The sequence below is a fragment of the Runella aurantiaca genome, from assembly GCF_003339505.1.
Classification (GTDB): Bacteria; Bacteroidota; Bacteroidia; order Cytophagales; family Spirosomataceae; genus Runella; species Runella aurantiaca.
The window spans coordinates 280463-299224 of sequence record NZ_QPIW01000001.1 but is presented as its reverse complement, the minus strand read 5'-3'; the positions used below and the strand labels follow the sequence as shown (position 1 = coordinate 299224).

The following is an 18762-nucleotide window of genomic DNA, read 5'->3' as shown; positions in this document are numbered from 1 at the left end:
AGGTTATTTTAAAAATAGGACACTAATCGTCTTTCATGGCAAATAATTAAAAAGAAATTTCACCACCGAAACAACCCGATCCATCAAAATAAAAATGGTACTATACAACCCCACTTACCAAAATCGGTTACACTATTTTCTAAACAGTTTTCCAACCTACGACTTGGCCAAGTAAAATCAAATAAATTTCTAACTAAAAAAGTTAAAAAGATGAAACAGGTATTAATCCGGTTTTCTGAGCATGTATTGTCTAGAAGTCAAATGAAGAGTATTAGAGGAGGTTATGGCGGTATGGCGGCCTCCTGTTCAGACGATTGTGGTGGTGGTGATAATAAGGGTATTGAGTGCAAAAAAGGTTCTAAATGTAGCGCAGAAAATAGTTGTTGTGTGTCTTATGACTCTAATAACAATGAGTTAGAACGCAACTGTTGTCCTCCTATTAGCTAATATACTAACGATAAAAAATCGCTCATGAAAAAAATAATGCTCCAATTGGCAAATCTACAGCTTAGTAGAAGTCAAATGAAAGAAATTAGAGGTGGGTATGACAGTGGCGGAATAGTTGCAGGTAGTTGCGAAGCAAAATGTAAAGATGGAAAAAATGTTGTAAAATGTGGCCCATGTGCAGAAGGGGTAAGATGCTATGCACAAGACCATGATGATAGAGGCGGGATCCCTCTTAGAGACGGCGGTTGTAGATGTGGATCCGACTCATGGAGTGTCTGTCCTCAATCTCCACTTTAAGAATTAATCATCACCAAATTTGCAAGTAGATTAAAAATAATTTACTTGCAAATTTGGTATTCAACTCTAATTTTTTAGTACTATGAAAGGTTACATAATTTGTATTATTTTACTGTTTTTTCAGGTTCATTCCTTCTGCCAAACGAATGATAGTAGGATGATACAGATGAAAACAATTAAAGATATTGGTAATCAGAAGGTGTTTCGTGGTTGTAAAGAGATTACAAACTATTCGTTTTTGAAAGGTATTTCTGATACTTTAAAAACATTTAAGGTGTATCGTATTACTCACAATTTAAAGCAGGGTATTTACCAAAGTTATCTTGAAAATAAAATCGATTCAATAGAGTATAAAAATCTTGTTGAAAAATATAATATTAAAAAGTTAGAGATAAGTCCTTATATTATTAAATGTCATACACATATTCTGTCTGGCTTAATTAATGAAAATAAACAGAAAGTTATAATTTGTGATAACAACAACAATTATGATTTTTCTGATGACCCTCTATTGTTATATAATGTAGATATTTTGAATAACAAATTTTCCTTAGACTCGTGTAGGACTTCAACTCTTCAATTTGAATATTTTTTGAATAATAAAATACACGAAAAGCAAATAAATGTTAAGATTTTGCCAATAAATCCTTCATTTTCTCATTCTGACCCTATAGATACGTTATTGTATTTGTCGTATGTTATCTGTGAGCATAAAATAGGAAGTTTTACGTATAAAAATAGCCAATATGAACTTCAAATACCTCACAACTGGGGCTTTGCTGCAAGTTACGAAAATGCTATATTGTTATTAGCTGACAACAATAATTTTAAAACAATTTATCGTAAAATAGACCCTGAAATTACTATCGGAAGAGAGTTTAATTTAGATGAAAATATTTATTTAAAAGTAAACTCCATCTCGATGTTTGGGGACTCATTGAATTTGTCAATTTATTCTGTAAACAATAACCATGAAGGAATTTACCCTGGAGATTTTATAAAACCTTTAGATTTTTATGATGTTTTCAAAGAAAATGTAAAAGTGCCAGATATTGACAAATATACTGTACTTGATTTTTGGGGAACATGGTGTGCGCCTTGTGTTGCAGGGCTTCCAAAACTCAAAGTTTTTTACCAGAAATACAAAACTCAAATTGAATTAATAAGCATTGCACATGATAAAGATATTGAAAAAGTCAAGAAATTCATTGAAGAAAAAGAAATGAATTGGGTTCATAAATTTGAAAATAACGCTAAAAAGAACCCCGAAAAATTAGTAGAAAAGCTAAAAGTAGAATGTTTCCCTACCTTTATATTATTGGATAAATCGGGAAAAATTCTTTCTCGCGGATGCGGAGAACAACAGCTAAAAGAAATAGAGAAAATACTAAACTAAAAACTGTTTTGATTAAAGATTTCAAAGACAAACAACTTCACATGAAACCTTTTTTACTAATTCCCATTCTCCTGATTCCAACATTCCTTTGGGCCCAGAGCAACGTATATAGAGTTGAAGGAAAATTAGGGAGTGTTAACCTAACAGACAAAGCTTATGTAATTTATGGAATTGGAAACAAAGGATATACAGATTCTGCCCAAGTTAATAATGGGAAATTTATTGTGACAGGAATCATTGATCAACCACACTATGCGTGGCTATCTGATGGTAAAAAATCTATCCGTTTCTATTTAGAACCTGGCACTATTTCTGTAACGAGTCCTGACTCTATTGAAAATGCGGTGGTGGTCTCACCCATGAACATCGACAATCAGAAGCTTAAAATGATGCTTAAACCGACAGTCGACCAATTGGCTCTGTTAGAAAAGGAATATCAGGTAGCTACACCCGAACAGAAAAAGGTGAAAGGGTTTAATGAGGCTTTCGAGAAGCAGCAAGATGTCGTTTATAATAAGCAGGAAAAAATTAAAGCACAGTTTATTCGAGAGAATTTAACATCTATGCTGAGTCTATATGTTTTAGATCAATATACAGATTGGAATGCTCCCGATTTTTCTGAATTGGAACCGATGTTCAGCTCACTGGCCGAGGCCATTAAAAACAGTAAACTGGGCAAAGCGTACGCAAAAAAACTGGCTCTTATTCAAGCCACATCGGTGGGTTCATTGGCTCCTGATTTTACCCAACCGGATACTTCGGGGAAAGCCGTGTCCTTGAGCAGCTTTCGTGGAAAATACGTATTGGTCGATTTTTGGGCGAGTTGGTGTGGACCCTGCCGGGCCGAAAATCCGAATATTGTCAGGAACTTTCATCAATACAAAGACAAAAATTTTACGGTTTTAGGTGTTTCATTAGATAGACCTAACGGGAAAGAAGCCTGGCTAAAAGCCATCCACAAAGACCACCTTGACTGGACTCATGTTTCGGAGTTGAAACAATGGAATGCCGATATAGTAAAGCAATATGCCATTCAGGTTGTTCCTCAAAACTTCCTGATCGGGCCTGATGGTAAAATCCTTGCGAAAAATATACGGGGAGAAAATTTGGACAAAAAACTAGCTGAAATTTTTAATAGTAAACCTTAATTAGGAAATGGTGGCTAAGTATTACGGGAGCTACTCAGTGCAGGGCGCACTCAGATTGGTAAAGATGAAATTTTTCTTTTTTTTATTTTCAATATCTTTTTGTGCAAAAAGCCAACTTATAAAGATTCCCTTAAACACAAAACATGGGTTACAGGATTTAGACAAAGGAATAAAACAATTATATCTAAGAGCAGATATTAGAAATTACACTGGCATCCCTTTAAATGTCTCAGAGTATATCATTAAAAGACATTCTATTCAACCAGAACAAATGCATCTTGATGATTTCAATAATAATAAAATAAATAAAGAAGAATATGAAAGGTTAATAAAAAAAATAGAAACCCCTGAGTTTTCTCAAAGAAAAATCAATCATTTTATCGATTTATTAATTGGGGTAAATAAAGATGGAAAAAAATTATTAATCTTTGACAAAGACAGAGATTTTAATTTTCAAAATGATAGCATTATCTACTTAAACAAAGACAAAAGTTATAAAACTTCAATAAACTTCGAAGCCCAGTTAAACAAAAATATAACAAGAAAAACCTTATCCGTAGAGCTCATTTTTTCAGACAATGTAGTCAAATACAGTTCTTTACTTGAAAATAAATTTTTAGTACTAATAAGTTTAGATGAGCACAAATATGGTCATTTTATTTTCAATAATCATAAAATATTTTTTGAATTAAACAATACATTTCCAATAGCTAAATATACAAAATCTAACACACAGATTAATTTTTCATCTCATCCCGATAAGACATCCTATGAGATTGGAGATACAGTAAAAATAGAATCTAAATATTTTAAAATTTCAAATATATCTACCAATGGTGATACTCTCCTAATAGATACAACACTAAACGTCAACACAAATGTCACAGGATTTAGGCAGGGGTGGAAAATGCCTGATATTGTATTAAATGATATACATGGCAATACGAGTCAAATATCTTATCATAAAAACAATTACACTTTAATTGACTTTTGGGCTAGTTGGTGCAGACCTTGTAGAGCAAATACACCTAATATAAAAAAATTAAAAACGGAATACAAAACAAAAGGGCTTGTAATCTATGGTATTTCTTTTGACACAAAGAAAGAGACATGGTTAAATGCAATAAAAAAAGACAAACTTGACTGGGTGAATTTGTCAGATTTAAAGGGTTGGGATAGTCCTATTTCGGAAGTTCTTCGAATTAATGCCATCCCACTGTACTTATTAGTTGATAATGATGGGAAAATTTTACTAAGAGAATCCGACTTTAAAGTTTTTAATGAAAAAATCATTCATATTATCAAATAGTTACTTTCTAAATCATTATTCGATACGCAGGAACTCCTTCACGGTGCACCGAAACTTTCAACTTACGTGCCTGCGTATGGTAACCAAATTTTTAAAGGCTTATGAAACCCTTTCCCTTTTATAAGCAACACGATGCCATGGATTGCGGACCTACCTGCTTACGCATGGTGGCCAAGTACTACGGGCGGAGCTATTCGGCGCAGGAGTTGCGGGAACGTACGCAGATTGGCAAAGATGGGGTCAATTTATTGGGGATTTCAGAAGCCGCCGAGAGCATTGGGTTTCATACAGTTGCGGTTAAAATTCCGTTTGAAAAACTCATTCAGGAAAACGCCTTCCCGTGTATTGTCCATTGGGGTCAGAATCATTTCGTGGTGGTTTGTAGGGTTGGTGTAAAGCCTTTTTCCTTTTTATATAGACGAATAAAGCAGCAACTTTCTGAAATTAAGGTTCAAGTCGCCGATCCCGCCCGTGGCCTAATTACCTACACCCGTGAGGAGTTTGAAAAACACTGGGCTACAACGATTGTTAACGGCCAGAAAATGGGTGTGGCGTTACTTTTAGAGCCTACTCCAGCTTTTGATGCAGAAAACCTAAATCAAGACGCTCCCAATAAGGTACTGGGAGTGCGCCGTATTGGGAGCTACATGTACCAACACCGCCGTTTGGTAGGGCAGTTGGGCATGGGGCTATTGGTGGCGAGTTTGTTGCAGCTTATTTTTCCTTTTTTGACGCAGTCGGTGGTGGATGTGGGCATCCAAACCCGCAACCCTTCGTTTATTTTATTGGTCTTATTGGCGCAGTTGGCCCTGACCGTAGGACGCACCTCGGTAGAGTTTATACGTTCATGGTTGTTGATGCACCTCAGTACGCGGCTCAATCTGTCGCTGCTCTCCGATTTTCTCATCAAACTCACCCGTTTGCCGCTGTCTTTCTTCGATACCAAACAGTTTGGCGATATAATGCAAAGGATTGGAGATCATCACCGTATTGAGCAGTTTCTTACGGGTCAAACCCTCAATACCCTTTTCTCGTTGTTCAATTTACTGGTGTTCGGGGCGGTATTGGCCTTTTATAATCTCACTATTTTTGGGGTTTTGATGCTGTCTGCTTTGCTCTACGCGGGTTGGGTAGTGCTTTTTTTGAAATTTCGCCGAAAATTGGATTATCAGCGTTTCAGCGTCTCCGCCAAGAGTAACAGCACCTTGGTGCAACTCATTCAGGGAATGCACGAAATCCGTTTGGCGGGTGCGGAGACTCCCATGCGCTGGCAGTGGGAACAACTGCAAACCCAATCGTTCAAACTCGGCATGAAAGGCTTGACCGTATCGCAGTGGCAGCAGGCGGGAGCGTTGTTTATCAACGAAGGCAAAAGCATTTTTATCACTTTTCTGTCGGCCCAAGCAGTCATCAACGGGCAGATTACCCTGGGTGGGATGCTGGCGGTGCAGTACATCATCGGGCAAGTCAACGCGCCACTCCAACAACTCATCGGCCTCGTGCAGTCGGGTCAGGATGCCAAAATCAGTTTGGAACGATTGAATGAAATCTACGAACTGGAAGACGAAGAGACGGGGCAGGGCTTAGTGGAACTGCCCACCTCCCACACCCTTTCTATGCAATCACTGTCATTTACGTACAGAGGAGCGGGCAACGATCCCGTACTGAACGACATCCACCTGACTATTCCGCAGGGAAAAACCACCGCCATTGTGGGCATGAGTGGTAGCGGCAAAACCACCCTGTTGAAATTATTGCTGCGCTTCTACGACCCTACCCAAGGCAAAATCCTCATCGGCGGCGTGGGGTTAAACAACATCAGTCACAAATACTGGCGCAAACAATGCGGTGTAGTGATGCAGGATGGATTTATTTTTTCAGACACCATTGCCCGCAACATCGCCGTGGGTGTAGAAATCATTGACCGCCAAAAACTCTATCAGGCCGCCCAAGTCGCCAATATTCTCGACTTTATCGAATCATTACCGCTGGGTTTTCATACCAAAATCGGCGCCGAAGGTATGGGGGTCAGTCAGGGGCAAAAGCAGCGTTTACTCATTGCCCGAGCGGTTTATAAAGACCCGCAATACATTTTTTTCGACGAAGCTACCAACGCACTTGATGCCCACAATGAAGCCGTGATTGTAGAAAACCTGAACGCGTTTTTCAAAAACAGAACAGTCATCGTGGTAGCGCACCGACTGAGCACCGTAAAAAATGCCGACCAGATTGTGGTGCTCGACAAAGGCAGAATAACGGAGATTGGGACGCATTCGACCTTAACCTCACAGCAGGGCGATTACTATCAGTTGGTAAAGAATCAATTGGAGCTGTGAGTCATTGAAGGGAAAGGGGTTGGATTTCTACGAAATGACAAAATAATAGAAATGACAAAGGAGGAAAATCACTTATTCACCGACCGCCCCGAAGGTGCCGCGCTGTTTGAAGAACTTCGCAGTGAAGAAATTCAAGAAGTGCTTGGCCACACTCCCCCGTGGGCTGTTCGGTGGGGCAATACACTTTTTCTCGTGATTTTGGTTGGAATCATAGGTTTAAGTTGGTTCATTCACTACCCCGAGCTAGTCATCGCCCCGTTTCGGCTCACGTCCGATGACGTACCCAAACCAGTAGTAGCCAAAACCAACGGTCGCTTGGTCAAAGTGTGGATTAAAGATAATCAGCACGTGCAGCGGGGGCAGTTGTTGGCCTATTTGGAAAGCACCGCTTCGCACCGCGAAGTATTGACGCTGGAGAAACAACTGGAAACCTTGGCCCAGTGGGTACAAGCACAACGTTTTGAAGCCCTTGCTTCTTTCCACCCCGGAGACTTTCGTCAACTGGGGGAGTTACAGGCCGACTATCAAACATTTATGCAACAGTTTTCCGAGACCGCTACGCTTTTTGCCAATGGCTACCTCCTCCAAAAAACCAATTTCTTACACGCCGAACTGACCGATTTACAACAAAACCGTGAGCAATTGGCGGAGCAGCTTGACATTCAAAAAAAGGAACTTGCTTTGGCCGAAAAAGAGTTTAAAATGCACCAGACACTTTTTGCGGGGAAAGTAATTGCCCCCGTAGAATACAACCGTGAAGAACGAAATTACTTGGCTAAACAATTGCCCCTGAAGCAACTAGAAATGAGCCTCACTGGCAATCGAACCGCACAAACCCAAAAACAAAAGGAATTGGCTGAACTCAGCAAACAGGCCAACGACCAAAAAGCACAATTTGCCCAAGCACTCAGCACATTACGGGCGGCAATTGGAGCATGGAAAGCCCGTTTTTTGCTCATCGCACCCAAAGATGGTCTCGTGTCTTTTGCGGCGCTTTGGCAGGAAGACCAGAATGTTAAAAATGATGAGATTCTGTTTCACATTGGAGCTTCGCAGAAAAACTATTTTGGGGAGGCGCACATCCCTCAAACCAATACAGGGAAAGTCAAGCCCGGACAGCGGGTATTGGTGAAGTTTCAGAGCTATCCGTATGAGCAATTCGGAATCGTCGAAGGAAAAGTTCAACATATTGCCAGCATACCCTCCTCCGACAGTACTTTCAGGGCCATCATCTCTTTGCCCAAAGGGTTACAGACCTCTTCGCACAAAACGCTTCCGTTCAAAAATGGATTAAATGCCTCAGCCGAAATCGTCACCGAAGAGTTACGTGTGGCAGAACGGATGTTTTATGAAGTAAAAAGGCTCATCAACAGGCGATAGCTTCAAATAAACACAATATCCGTAATCAATTCATAACCAAAGGAGTCATTGAGAGATTGGATGAGTTTGCATTTGGCAATCACCAAATTAATGGGCCGATAGAGCCAAGATCCATTTTAGCCCCGTTGTTGAGTAGGTTTTCGTAAACTGTGCTTAATGTAGAAGCAACAATCATTACGAAAGAAATCTGCAATGAACAGCAAACTCAAGACCTTGTGTTCGGTTATCATTTTTGTCGTTTTATCAGGATTACAAATAAGTGCTTTGGCACAGGGCCCGGGTCCAGGACCAAGAATACCCCTCCCTCCCATACCGATAAAAGGCGATACGACCCATACCTTGTCCAAACACTTCACGCTCGCTTCTGCCGCCGCAAAAGCACCAGATGCCAAGGGGTTTATTCAACGTTGGCTGGTGCTGGAACCAGTAAAGAAAGATATTGTCAGAAATAATATATTCACCGACAACTACCTCAAAACAACATTTTCTACCGATAATTTTTCAGGCGATTACACCACCGTTCCCAAAAATGGCGAAACGGTAAAAGTGGGAAATCAGGAACTGAAGTGGTATGCGCTGGACAGCAAGGCGTTCAACTTTAATTTATACCATTTTACCTACGCCCTTAACAAACCCAAATACGGCATACTTGTCTGGCTTGTGACGGTCATCGATTGCCCCGAAGAAATCAAAAACGTCAGGATGGCTGCTGGATGCAATTCCGGAAGCATGTGGTGGCTGAATGGTCAGGAAGCCTTGCTGCTTTCCGGCGACAGGGATATGATTGCCGATAATGGCACCTCTGCACGGTTAACGCTAAAAAAGGGAAAGAACATCGTCCGAGGGGCGGTAATAAACGGACCGGGGATGGCTAATTTCTGTGTTCGTTTTTTAGATGAAAAAGGAACACCCGTAAAAAACCTCAGCATCAGTTACGAATAATAGAAAGTAGTCTGTTTAAGCTAATTACAACAAGTTAGTACATGAAAAGAGTCAACATACCCGGCCTGACAACCTTATTCGCTTTATTAATAACACAAACCGTAACTGCACAGGTCGGAAGACCCTTTATCCATGACCCCTCAACCATCGCTGAATGTGACGGCAAGTATTACACATTCGGCACGGGCGGTGGCGGATTAATTTCCAACGATGGTTGGACATGGCATGGTGGCGGGGTAAGACCGGGTGGCGGTGCGGCTCCGGATGTCATCAAAATCGGGGAGCGTTACCTTGTCATCTATGGCGCAACCGGCGGTTCACCCAACCACAAAGGAGCGATTCTGACCATGTGGAACAAGACATTGGACCCAAAGTCTCCTGATTTTAAATATTCTGAACCGATTGTCGTAGCAACGTCGGATGGCTACGAAGAAAACGACGCCATTGACCCCGGCGTGATGCTGGATCCGACGACCGGACGCCTGTGGCTCACCTACGGTACCTATTTCGGTTACACCCGTCTGATAGAATTAGACCCCAAAACGGGAAAACTCAAGGCAGGCAATAAACCCGTCGATGTAGCCATCGTATGTGAAGCCAGCACGTTAGTCTACCGCGACGGTTGGTACTACCTGCTTGCCACGCATGGCAGTTGTTGCGACGGAGCCAACTCTACCTACAATGTGGTGGTGGGTCGTTCAAAAAAAATAACCGGCCCTTACCTCGACAATGTTGGAAGAAGTATGTTGGAAGGTGGCGGTAAAATGGTGGTGGCTACCCGTGGAGGATTAATAGGCCCAGGGCATTTTGGACACATCATTTTGGAGCAAGGCGTTGAAAAAATGTCCCTCCATTACGAAGCTGATTTAGCGCAGGGGGGGCGAAGCGTATTAGGCATTCTCCCCGTGGTTTGGAAAGATGGATGGCCTGTGGCAGGAGAAAAGTTTAAAGAAGGCACCTATGAAATCGAATCCGTACGCAGAGGCTATGGCTTAGAGTTGGCCGTTGATTTTACCAGAATGCCAAATGCACCACGAGGATTTAACCAGCCTAATAATGAACCCATAAAACCCGTTCCAGCGCAGCAATTAGCCGACGTAATGAAAAACTGGCCCGCAGGTAACATTAACTTGAGGATAGGCGACTACATGTCCCGTCCCCATCAACAATGGACGATCACCGATGCGCCTGATACGACAGGGTATCTGGGCGGACCTTATTATAAAATTGTATTGGCAGGTACAGAGCGGGCATTGGCGGCCACGGCCGATGCAGAAGTAATAACAGTACCAGCATTTACGGGCGCGCCCGAACAGCTATGGCGCATCGATCAATTGACGGATGGTACTTATAGAATTATGCCGAAGGTAGTTCTTAATTCAGGAAAAAAGTTAGCGCTGGTATCTTCAGGCGACAGCACACCGACATTGGCAGAATTTGATTTTAACAGCGATAATTCTAAATGGAATTTTAGGCCTCACTGAGGTTCGTTTTATCATTCAGCAACAGCGGGTTGGAAACATCCTGCTGTTTTTTATATTTGAGGTAGTTTGTGGCGTAGATACTTCGTTTGGGAGGTATATACGCCAAAAGTAGCGTATATACAGATGTTACCACTAATGCAAAGAACTAAACACATAATATTATAACGTTCTATGGATATAATATCAAAAATTGAAATAAAACACTTTCGCTCATTCGATGGAGGAAAAGACCAAGAAAAAGTTCGAATTGAAGAATTAAAAGATATAAATGTATTTTCTGGTTCAAATGACTCAGGAAAATCAAATGTTTTAAGAGCATTAAATTTATTTTTCAATAATGAAATTTCGCCCGGTATTCGTTTTGAAAAAGAAAGAGATTTTTCGAAAATTGTATCAAATCGTTTTGATAAAGATATTGAAGAAAGAAAAAAAATTGAGAATGAACGGGTAAGATTATTAAATGAAAGTGGTGGAAATGAAAAACCAAAGGATTTAAGAAGGTCAGACGAGGTAATTTCAATTAAATTATTCTTTAATAATCCAACAAAACAAAGAGGATTGCCTACAGAATTTTGGATTTCAAGAACGTATTCGCAAAAAAACAGTTTCCAAGGGGATTATAGTTATCAGGGGGATTTGAATAAAGCTCAAACAACAGCTTTTCTTAAAAACTTCCAATTTGAATATATACCAGCAATTAAAGATCGTCAATTTTTCAACCATCTTTTCACAAAACTTCAAACTTATCTTTTTGAAAAAGGTGACAAATCTAAAAAAAATAGATTTCGGGATTCTTCTGAAAAATTCAATGAGATTTTAAAGACAGAAACTGACGAATTATTTGAAAATTTCAAAAACAGTACTGGTGTTGAAGCAAGTTTTCATATCCCATCTACTTTAGTTGATTTTTTTAGAACATTATCAGTAATGACTGAAAATGAAATTTCATTATTTGAAAGAGGTGACGGTGTTCAAGCTAGGTTCATTCCTGAAATTCTTGACGAAATATCCAAAAATTCAACAAAAAATATTATTTGGGGTTTCGAAGAACCTGAAAATTCATACGAGTCCAAGAATATTAGGAAATTGAAAGATGAATTTCAATTCAATTATTCTAGAAAATATCAAATTTTTATCACGACTCATACAATGGAGTTTTTGGCAATTAAAAGAGCTTTTACATCTGAAGAACAGAGTATTATTGATAATAAAAAAATTACTGGACAACTTAGAAAAACAGAAGCCCTAAATAAATTACCGACAACTAAAAAATCAAGTGATATTGCCATTTACCGTGTTTGGAAGAATTCGGATACAAATAATACATCTCTTGTTACAAGGTATATTGAAAACAATAACACTTGGGAAGATTTATGTGATGACTTAGGAATTATTTACGAAGCAAGAATAATTGAAAGTCTTCAAAAAAACATTGAACGTCAAATTCTAGAAATCAATTCTGCTAACCTGACATTAATTCAACAAAAACAAATCTACAAGGAATTAAACAAAGACTATTTAAAAAGTATAGAACAACTTGAGAGTGCCAAAAATAAAATAGAAGAATTACAAAAACCAATTTTATATGTTGAAGATATTTATGAAGCAATCTATAAAATTGGCTTTTTAAAATGTAAAGGTATCGAATTCCAAAAAGAAACTTTGGATAATGTGTTTGCTGAAAACGCTCCTTTTGTAATTCGAAGAAGTGGTGGAGCTGGGTCAGTTGGTGGAATTCTAAGTATGACAACTACAGATGGTTATGACGATAAAAAAATTATTGGGTTATTCGATTATGATGAGGAAGGTTGTAAAAATTTTTATCTGCTAAAAAATAGATGTGAGGGTGCTTGGAATGATCCAATTTTAGGTGATAAGAGAACAGGCCTTTATAAAAAGCGGAAAAAACATAATTGTTTTTATTCTTTATTGTTACCAATACCAGAAAGGTTAGAATCTCTTACAAGCGATATAAAAAGTGGAGCATTTACAAGTTTTGTTGAGATTGAAAATCTAATAAATCTAGCAAAACTGCAAGAATTAAATTGTGTTGAAACGAAATCAATTCTTGATAAAACTTATTATAAAATGAAGGAATCTTTAAAGCCTAAAGCTGTAGAAAAATTCTCTAACTTACCACAAGAAGATTTTCAAGATTTTATACCATTGTTTGATAAAATAAATGAACTTTTTGGAATTGAAAGCGACCAGATTGCAACAAATACAAATGCACAAGTGGTAACAAACACTTAGCTCCATTTTTCTGCCGCAGGCGCAACACAAAAAAACGGCGCCAAGCGCCAGCCGTTGTGCCTAGCCGGGAAAATCGCTAAATCAACATTCCTGCAAATCCAAGTCAATTTCAGCGTTCTTTGAACAAAATCACCACTTTGCGCAAGATTAAAATGATTTTGCAGGCATTCTATCAGTCCTTTAAATAAACACAATATCCGTAATCAATTCATACCCAAAGGAGTCATTGAGGGATTGGATGAGTTTGCGTTTGGCAATCACCAATTCGTTGGCCAGAGGGGCCGAGTCCAGTCGCAGAAACAGAACTTTGTCTTTTACGTAAATATCCGAAGTACGCGAAGCAATCTCTTTGCCCACCAGTTTTTCCCAGTACACTTTCACCGACGACTCATCAAATTTCCCGCGTAGACGGTAAATTTCCAACATTTTATTGATGGCATCGCCCACGGTAGTCACCCCCGGACGGCGGGCTGCATTTTCTTTTTTAAAACGGTAAACCATATTTATGGGCAGAGTTTGCTACGACAAATCTACAATAAGATGAAGAAATTTGGATTGGAACAACGAGTTTTTTCTGATTTATTTTGGATTCAGCCCTTTGCGCTGTAATATTGCACCATCAAGTCAGTTGCTTCTATTATGCACAGCGATTGATTTATAAAGAAGGGGGGAGAGAATAGGCTCCGCGAACCTCTGGCAACCTGTTTCCAAATACACGAGATAAGGTGCTAATTCCTACCTAAGCGGTCGCAAAAACGACCCTCAGGGGATATAAATCGAAACATTCATGTTAAGATTCCCGGAAAAACACATGCGCCTTTTGCGCAACACACGTTTGTCATCTTTTCGTTAAGATGTACTGGGCCGTTACTATCCCTTGGAAATTGAAAACGCTGAAACAACAAAACCACTTTTAATTGTTTTTGAACCTTGGCAGTTACTTTATTCAAATATCCTTACACGTTTCCTTTGGAACTGGGCGGCGAACTGGCAGGCTTCCAATTGGCGTACACTACCCACGGCACCCGCAACGCCGACAGCAGCAATGTTTTATGGATTTGCCACGCCCTCACGGGCAGCTCTGACCCCACCGATTGGTGGGATGGGTTGGTTGGCCCTGGACTTCATTATGACCCCAAGGATTGGTTTATAATCTGCGTAAACGTGCTCGGCTCGCACTACGGCTCCACCAACGCCCTGAGTATCAACACCAAAACAAAAGCGCCTTACTTTCAGAGTTTTCCTGACATCACCATCCGGGACAATATCTACGCTTTTGAACTGCTGCGTGAGCACCTCGGCATTGAGCACATTCATACCTTGGCGGGCGGCTCTTTGGGCGGGCAGCAAGCCCTCGAATGGGCCATTATCAAACCCGATTTAATCGAAAAACTGGTCCTGATTGCCACCAATGCCCTCCACTCACCGTGGGGAATTGCGTTCAATGAATCTCAGCGCATGGCCATCAAAGCCGACCCCACTTGGCAAGAAGCCCGCCCCGACGCAGGCATCGAAGGCATGAAAGTGGCGCGCTCCATTGCGCTGCTGTCGTACCGCAATTATGACACCTACGACTTTACCCAAGCCCGCGACAGCAACGAACAAACCGATCATTTCCGCGCCGCTACCTATCAGCAGTACCAAGGCGATAAATTGGCTCACCGCTTCAATGCGTTTTCTTACTGGACACTTTCTCGCATGATGGATTTGCACAACGTGGGCCGCAACCGTCCGAGCGTAACCAATGCCCTCTCGCTGGTAAAAGCGCATACGCTGGTGGTGGGCATCAGTTCGGATATTTTATTCCAACCCAGCGAACAAAAATTCCTCGCCCGACACATTCCCGATGCTGAGTACCAAGAAATTGACTCACTCTACGGTCACGACGGTTTTTTGATTGAATACAAGCAGTTGAAGCAGATTTTGCAAGCTTGGGAAACCAAAGGAATCCCGCAAGGACGTTAATGTAAATGCAACCCAAATGCTTAAAAAAGCCCTCCTCGTTGTTTTGCTTGTGCTCGTCGTCCTCGGCATCATCTATCGAGAACTGATTAGTTACGGATACATGCAGGCCAAAGGACAGGTGAGTATTTTGTTCAACACCCGCCCGGTAGCAGAAGTCCTGCAAGACCCCGCCCTCCCCGACTCGCTCAAACAGCGATTAAAACTCATCGGGGAAATCAAGCAATTTGCCATTGATTCATTGGGATTGGATTCTTCGGGCAGTTATACCGAATTTTATGACCAAGGCGGTAAACCCATTTTATGGGTGCTTACCGCCTGTGAAAAATTCCAAATGAAGCCCCAGCAATGGAGCTTCCCTATCATCGGGACGTTTGCTTACAAAGGCTTCTTTGATACCACCCGTGCCTATACAGAAGAGAAAACGCTCCTAGCGGCAGGATTTGACACCCAAATCAACGAAGTATCGGCATGGAGTACGTTGGGGTTTTTCAAAGACCCGATTTTATCTTCGATGCTCTACCGGGGCGAAGGCAGTCTGGCCAACCTCATCATCCATGAAATGACCCACGGCACGCTGTTTGTGAAAGACAATTTGGAATTAAATGAAAATCTGGCAAGCTTTGTCGGCGACTACGGGGCAGTGCGATTTATGGAAGCCAAATACGGAAAGAATGCTCCGCAGCTTGAACGTTATGAATTTCGAAAACGCTACAACGACGCGCTCAGTCAGCACATAGTACGCGGGGCTAATCAACTGGACAGCCTCTATAAAAAGTTTACGCCTTCGCTTGCTACATCCCTCAAAGACAGTCTCAAAACGGCCAAAATCCAGCATATTGTTCAAAGTTCGGATACGCTTTTGGGGGGATTGGTTGGCAAAAAATACCCGTGGCGCGGCAAGAAACTACCCAACAACGCGTTTTTTATTGGGTACCTTACGTACCATTCTCAACAAAATCAGTTCAATAAAGAGTTTAATGAAAGGTTTAAAGGGAACTTTCGCGCCTATCTTTCGTACTTAAAAACGAAGTACCCTACCTCCTTTTAGGAACAATTTTGAACTTCTATCTGCGTTTAATTGTAAATTTGGGGTGTATACGAATCGTCTCATTAAATCCTTGCCTTAAAACCAATTTGGGCTTTTAATCGTACATTTAAGGACCCTAAACGAGACCTCAAAAATACACTTGCCGTGTTAACAAAAATAATGAATGTATGCTTCGACGCAGTGTCATAGCCTTATGGGTATTGCTGATTTTCCCAGCTTTTCATGCCAAAGATTCTTATCGCCGAGTGGCTCAAACCAGCTTTGGCGTAGGGGAGCATTTTGAATACCGTGTCCATTACGGCATTTTCAATGCGGCAGATGCCGTGGTAGACGTAAGCCCTCAAATTCAGTACGTTAACGGTAGACCTTGCTATAAAATAAGCATTGTAGGCACCACACTAGGGGCCTTCAGTTGGTTTGCCAAAGTACGTGATGAATGGCAATCATGGATGGATACATCGGCCATTGTGTCGCAGAAATTTTACCGAAATATTCAGGAAAACAATTATCGAAAAGTAGAAACGACCCTTTTCAATCACGCCACCGACGATGCCGTGGTGACCGATGAAAACGGCACCAAGAAGTTTGACGTTCCCAATCATATTCAGGATGCCATCAGCGGGTATTTTTATTTGAGAACGCTGGATTTCAACAAATTACAACCCAATGACGTCGTCGATGTCCCTACTTTTTTGGAATCTTCGGTCTATAAATTAAAAGTAAAATACCGAGGGAAAGACACAATTAAGACCAAATTCGGAAAAATAAAAGCGTTAAAACTAACGCCTCTTATGCCGGATAATCAACTATTTAAAGGCGAAAATTCAATCCGCATTTGGGTTTCCGACGATGCCAACAAGGTTCCCATTAAAGTAGAAGTCGACCTTTGGGTCGGTTCTTTGGTCATGGAGGTCCGTTCTTTCAGGGGTGCCCGCAACAACTTCAACTGGTACTGATTCTTCGTCAGATTCAGCTGCCCACCAAAACGATTCTTCGTCTGTAGTTTGTTTTTCGTTCCACTCCCTGAACGAATCATTGAAGGTTTTCAGGTTGATGCACATGGTCTGCCCCTAGAAAGGAGGTTCTTCGGAAGGATTTGGTGGCGGGAAGTTCATCGCGCCCAAATCATTGGCTTTGCTACGGAATGTTCCACCAGCGGCAGGAGGAGGAGTGTCAAAAGACGCAGGAATGCTACCCGTGTTTAGCGGGGCATTATTGCCAGGATTGGCCGAATAATAGCCGTCCAAATCAGTAAATTTGGTGTATTTACCGATAAAGCGCAATTGAATGGTATCCAACGAACCACTACGGTTTTTGGCCACAATCACCTCACCGATACCCTGCACCGAATTGCCCGCTTCATCTTGCGTAAATCCGTAATACTCAGGACGGTAGAGGAAGGCTACCATGTCGGCATCCTGCTCAATAGAGCCTGATTCACGTAAATCTGATAGTTGCGGTCGCTTATCCCCACCCCGGGTCTCAACCGCACGACTCAACTGCGACAGTGCAATCACGGGCACATTCAATTCTTTGGCTAAGTTCTTGAGCGCCCGCGAGATAGACGCAATTTCTTGTTCACGGTTTCCACCACCTTTACCTCCGTCGCCCTGCATCAACTGCAAGTAGTCAATCACGACCATCTGTATGTCGTGCTGCTGCTTGAGGCGGCGGCATTTGGCGCGTAGTTCCAAGATAGAAAGCGCAGGAGTATCATCAATAAAAATGGGCGCCCGCATCAAGCGGTCGATGCGTTGGTGCAACTGCGTCCATTCATGGGGGGCAAGATTTCCTTTTTTAAGTTTTTCGCTATCAAGCTCGGCTTCGGCCGAAATCATACGATTGACCAACTGTACGGCCGACATTTCGAGCGAAAAAATGGCTACCGGCATCCCAAAATCAACGGCTGCATTGCGAAGCGATGAAACCACAAAAGCGGTTTTACCCATGGCAGGGCGTGCTGCCAAAATGATTAATTCGGTAGGTTGCCAGCCTGAAGTTAAACGGTCGAGTTGCGTAAAACCAGAAGGAACACCCGTCAAACCGTCCTTTTGTTCGCGGCGACGTTCGAGTTCTTTCAACGCCTCGTTCATGAGCGTACTCATGTCGGCGTAGTTTTTCCGGATATTTGACTCTGAAATCTTAAACAACGACTGCTCGACGGTATCAAGGAGGTTAAAAACGTCGATGGTATCTTCAAATGCGTCCTGTAAAATCTTGGAGGCCACCGTAATCATCTCGCGTTTCATGGCCGATTGGGCAACCACGCGTGCGTGGTATTCGATGTTGGCCGCCGAGTTAATTTTGGTCGTCAACGACGTCACATATTGCGCTCCCCCTACCACTTCAAGCGTACCCAATTGACGTAGCTGGGTCGTAACCGTCAGCAAATCAATGGGTTCTGAATTTGTAAAAAGAGTAATAATCGCATTGTATATTTTTTGATGCGCTTCTTTGTAGAAACTATCAGGCTTTAAAATATCAATGACCGAATTGAGCGCATCTTTCTCAATCATCAAAGCTCCCAGTACCGCCTCCTCTAACTCCAACGCTTGTGGGGGCAATTTTCCCATACTCGTCCCATTTTCCAGCCAACGATTGCTAGGATTGGGGCGGGAGCTGTTCCCAAGAGATTTTTTTTGAAGGAAATTGTATGATTTATCGTTGTCCATATGGCAAAATCTACTACAATGATAAGCCTATTTTTACGATTCTGAAAGTGCTTTTAGAAACAAAAATTTGGATTTTTCTTTAACT

14 protein-coding genes and 1 riboswitch are annotated in these 18762 nt (G+C 41.4%); of the genes, 12 read left to right on the top strand and 2 right to left on the bottom strand.

The window, feature by feature from the left end; translation table 11 throughout:
- Nucleotides 1-42 precede the first annotated feature (42 nt).
- From DVG78_RS30595 to DVG78_RS01305, 9 genes are all read left to right on the top strand, one after another.
- Nucleotides 43-447, top strand: coding sequence for a TIGR04149 family rSAM-modified RiPP (locus tag DVG78_RS30595; protein ID WP_310586816.1), 405 nt, complete (start codon nt 43-45; stop codon nt 445-447).
- A 463-nt stretch (nt 448-910) separates the two neighbouring features.
- Nucleotides 911-2140: a TlpA family protein disulfide reductase gene (locus DVG78_RS01345; RefSeq protein ID WP_158549943.1), complete on the top strand. Its 1230-nt coding sequence runs from the start codon at nt 911-913 to the stop codon at nt 2138-2140.
- Nucleotides 2095-3288: a TlpA disulfide reductase family protein gene (locus tag DVG78_RS01340; RefSeq protein ID WP_229598096.1), complete on the top strand. Its 1194-nt coding sequence runs from the start codon at nt 2095-2097 to the stop codon at nt 3286-3288. Before DVG78_RS01345 ends, DVG78_RS01340 begins: the two co-directional genes overlap by 46 nt.
- Nucleotides 3289-3295: 7 nt before the next feature.
- A complete protein-coding gene (locus DVG78_RS01335; RefSeq protein ID WP_114459264.1) occupies nt 3296-4597 on the top strand; it encodes a TlpA family protein disulfide reductase in 1302 nt (433 codons plus the stop codon).
- Nucleotides 4598-4698: 101 nt separating this feature from the next.
- Nucleotides 4699-6933: a peptidase domain-containing ABC transporter gene (locus DVG78_RS01330; RefSeq protein ID WP_114459263.1), complete on the top strand. Its 2235-nt coding sequence runs from the start codon at nt 4699-4701 to the stop codon at nt 6931-6933.
- Between the two features lie 51 nt (nt 6934-6984).
- Nucleotides 6985-8313 (top strand): HlyD family secretion protein, encoded by a 1329-nt coding sequence (locus DVG78_RS01325; protein WP_114459262.1) that lies wholly within the window; start codon nt 6985-6987, stop codon nt 8311-8313.
- A gap of 192 nt (nt 8314-8505) precedes the next feature.
- Entirely contained in the window at nt 8506-9255 is a 750-nt protein-coding gene (locus DVG78_RS01315; protein ID WP_114459261.1) for an acetylxylan esterase, read from the top strand.
- A 41-nt stretch (nt 9256-9296) separates the two neighbouring features.
- The gene (locus DVG78_RS01310; protein ID WP_114459260.1) at nt 9297-10739 is read left to right on the top strand and encodes a family 43 glycosylhydrolase; all 1443 of its coding nucleotides are present in this window, start codon (nt 9297-9299) and stop codon (nt 10737-10739) included.
- A gap of 171 nt (nt 10740-10910) precedes the next feature.
- Complete coding sequence (locus DVG78_RS01305) at nt 10911-12992, top strand: ATP-dependent nuclease (protein ID WP_114459259.1); 2082 nt, start codon at nt 10911-10913, stop codon at nt 12990-12992.
- Between the two features lie 180 nt (nt 12993-13172).
- Here DVG78_RS01305 and DVG78_RS01300 read toward each other — a convergent pair whose 3' ends face one another.
- Nucleotides 13173-13493: a DciA family protein gene (locus DVG78_RS01300; protein ID WP_114069995.1), complete on the bottom strand. Its 321-nt coding sequence runs from the start codon at nt 13491-13493 to the stop codon at nt 13173-13175.
- Between the two features lie 151 nt (nt 13494-13644).
- A riboswitch (SAM riboswitch) is annotated at nt 13645-13770 on the top strand.
- A gap of 152 nt (nt 13771-13922) precedes the next feature.
- On the opposite strand from DVG78_RS01300, the gene DVG78_RS01295 reads away from it, so the two are divergent.
- The 3 genes from DVG78_RS01295 (at nt 13923) to DVG78_RS01285 (ending at nt 16961) form a co-directional block, all read left to right on the top strand.
- The gene (locus DVG78_RS01295; RefSeq protein ID WP_114459258.1) at nt 13923-14957 is read left to right on the top strand and encodes a homoserine O-acetyltransferase family protein; all 1035 of its coding nucleotides are present in this window, start codon (nt 13923-13925) and stop codon (nt 14955-14957) included.
- A gap of 16 nt (nt 14958-14973) precedes the next feature.
- The gene (locus tag DVG78_RS01290; RefSeq protein WP_114459257.1) at nt 14974-16005 is read left to right on the top strand and encodes an aminopeptidase; all 1032 of its coding nucleotides are present in this window, start codon (nt 14974-14976) and stop codon (nt 16003-16005) included.
- A 167-nt stretch (nt 16006-16172) separates the two neighbouring features.
- Nucleotides 16173-16961 (top strand): DUF3108 domain-containing protein, encoded by a 789-nt coding sequence (locus DVG78_RS01285; protein WP_114459256.1) that lies wholly within the window; start codon nt 16173-16175, stop codon nt 16959-16961.
- 114 nt (nt 16962-17075) lie between these two features.
- Here DVG78_RS01285 and dnaB read toward each other — a convergent pair whose 3' ends face one another.
- Entirely contained in the window at nt 17076-18677 is a 1602-nt protein-coding gene (dnaB, locus tag DVG78_RS01280; protein ID WP_114459255.1) for a replicative DNA helicase, read from the bottom strand.
- Nucleotides 18678-18762: the final 85 nt, after the last annotated feature.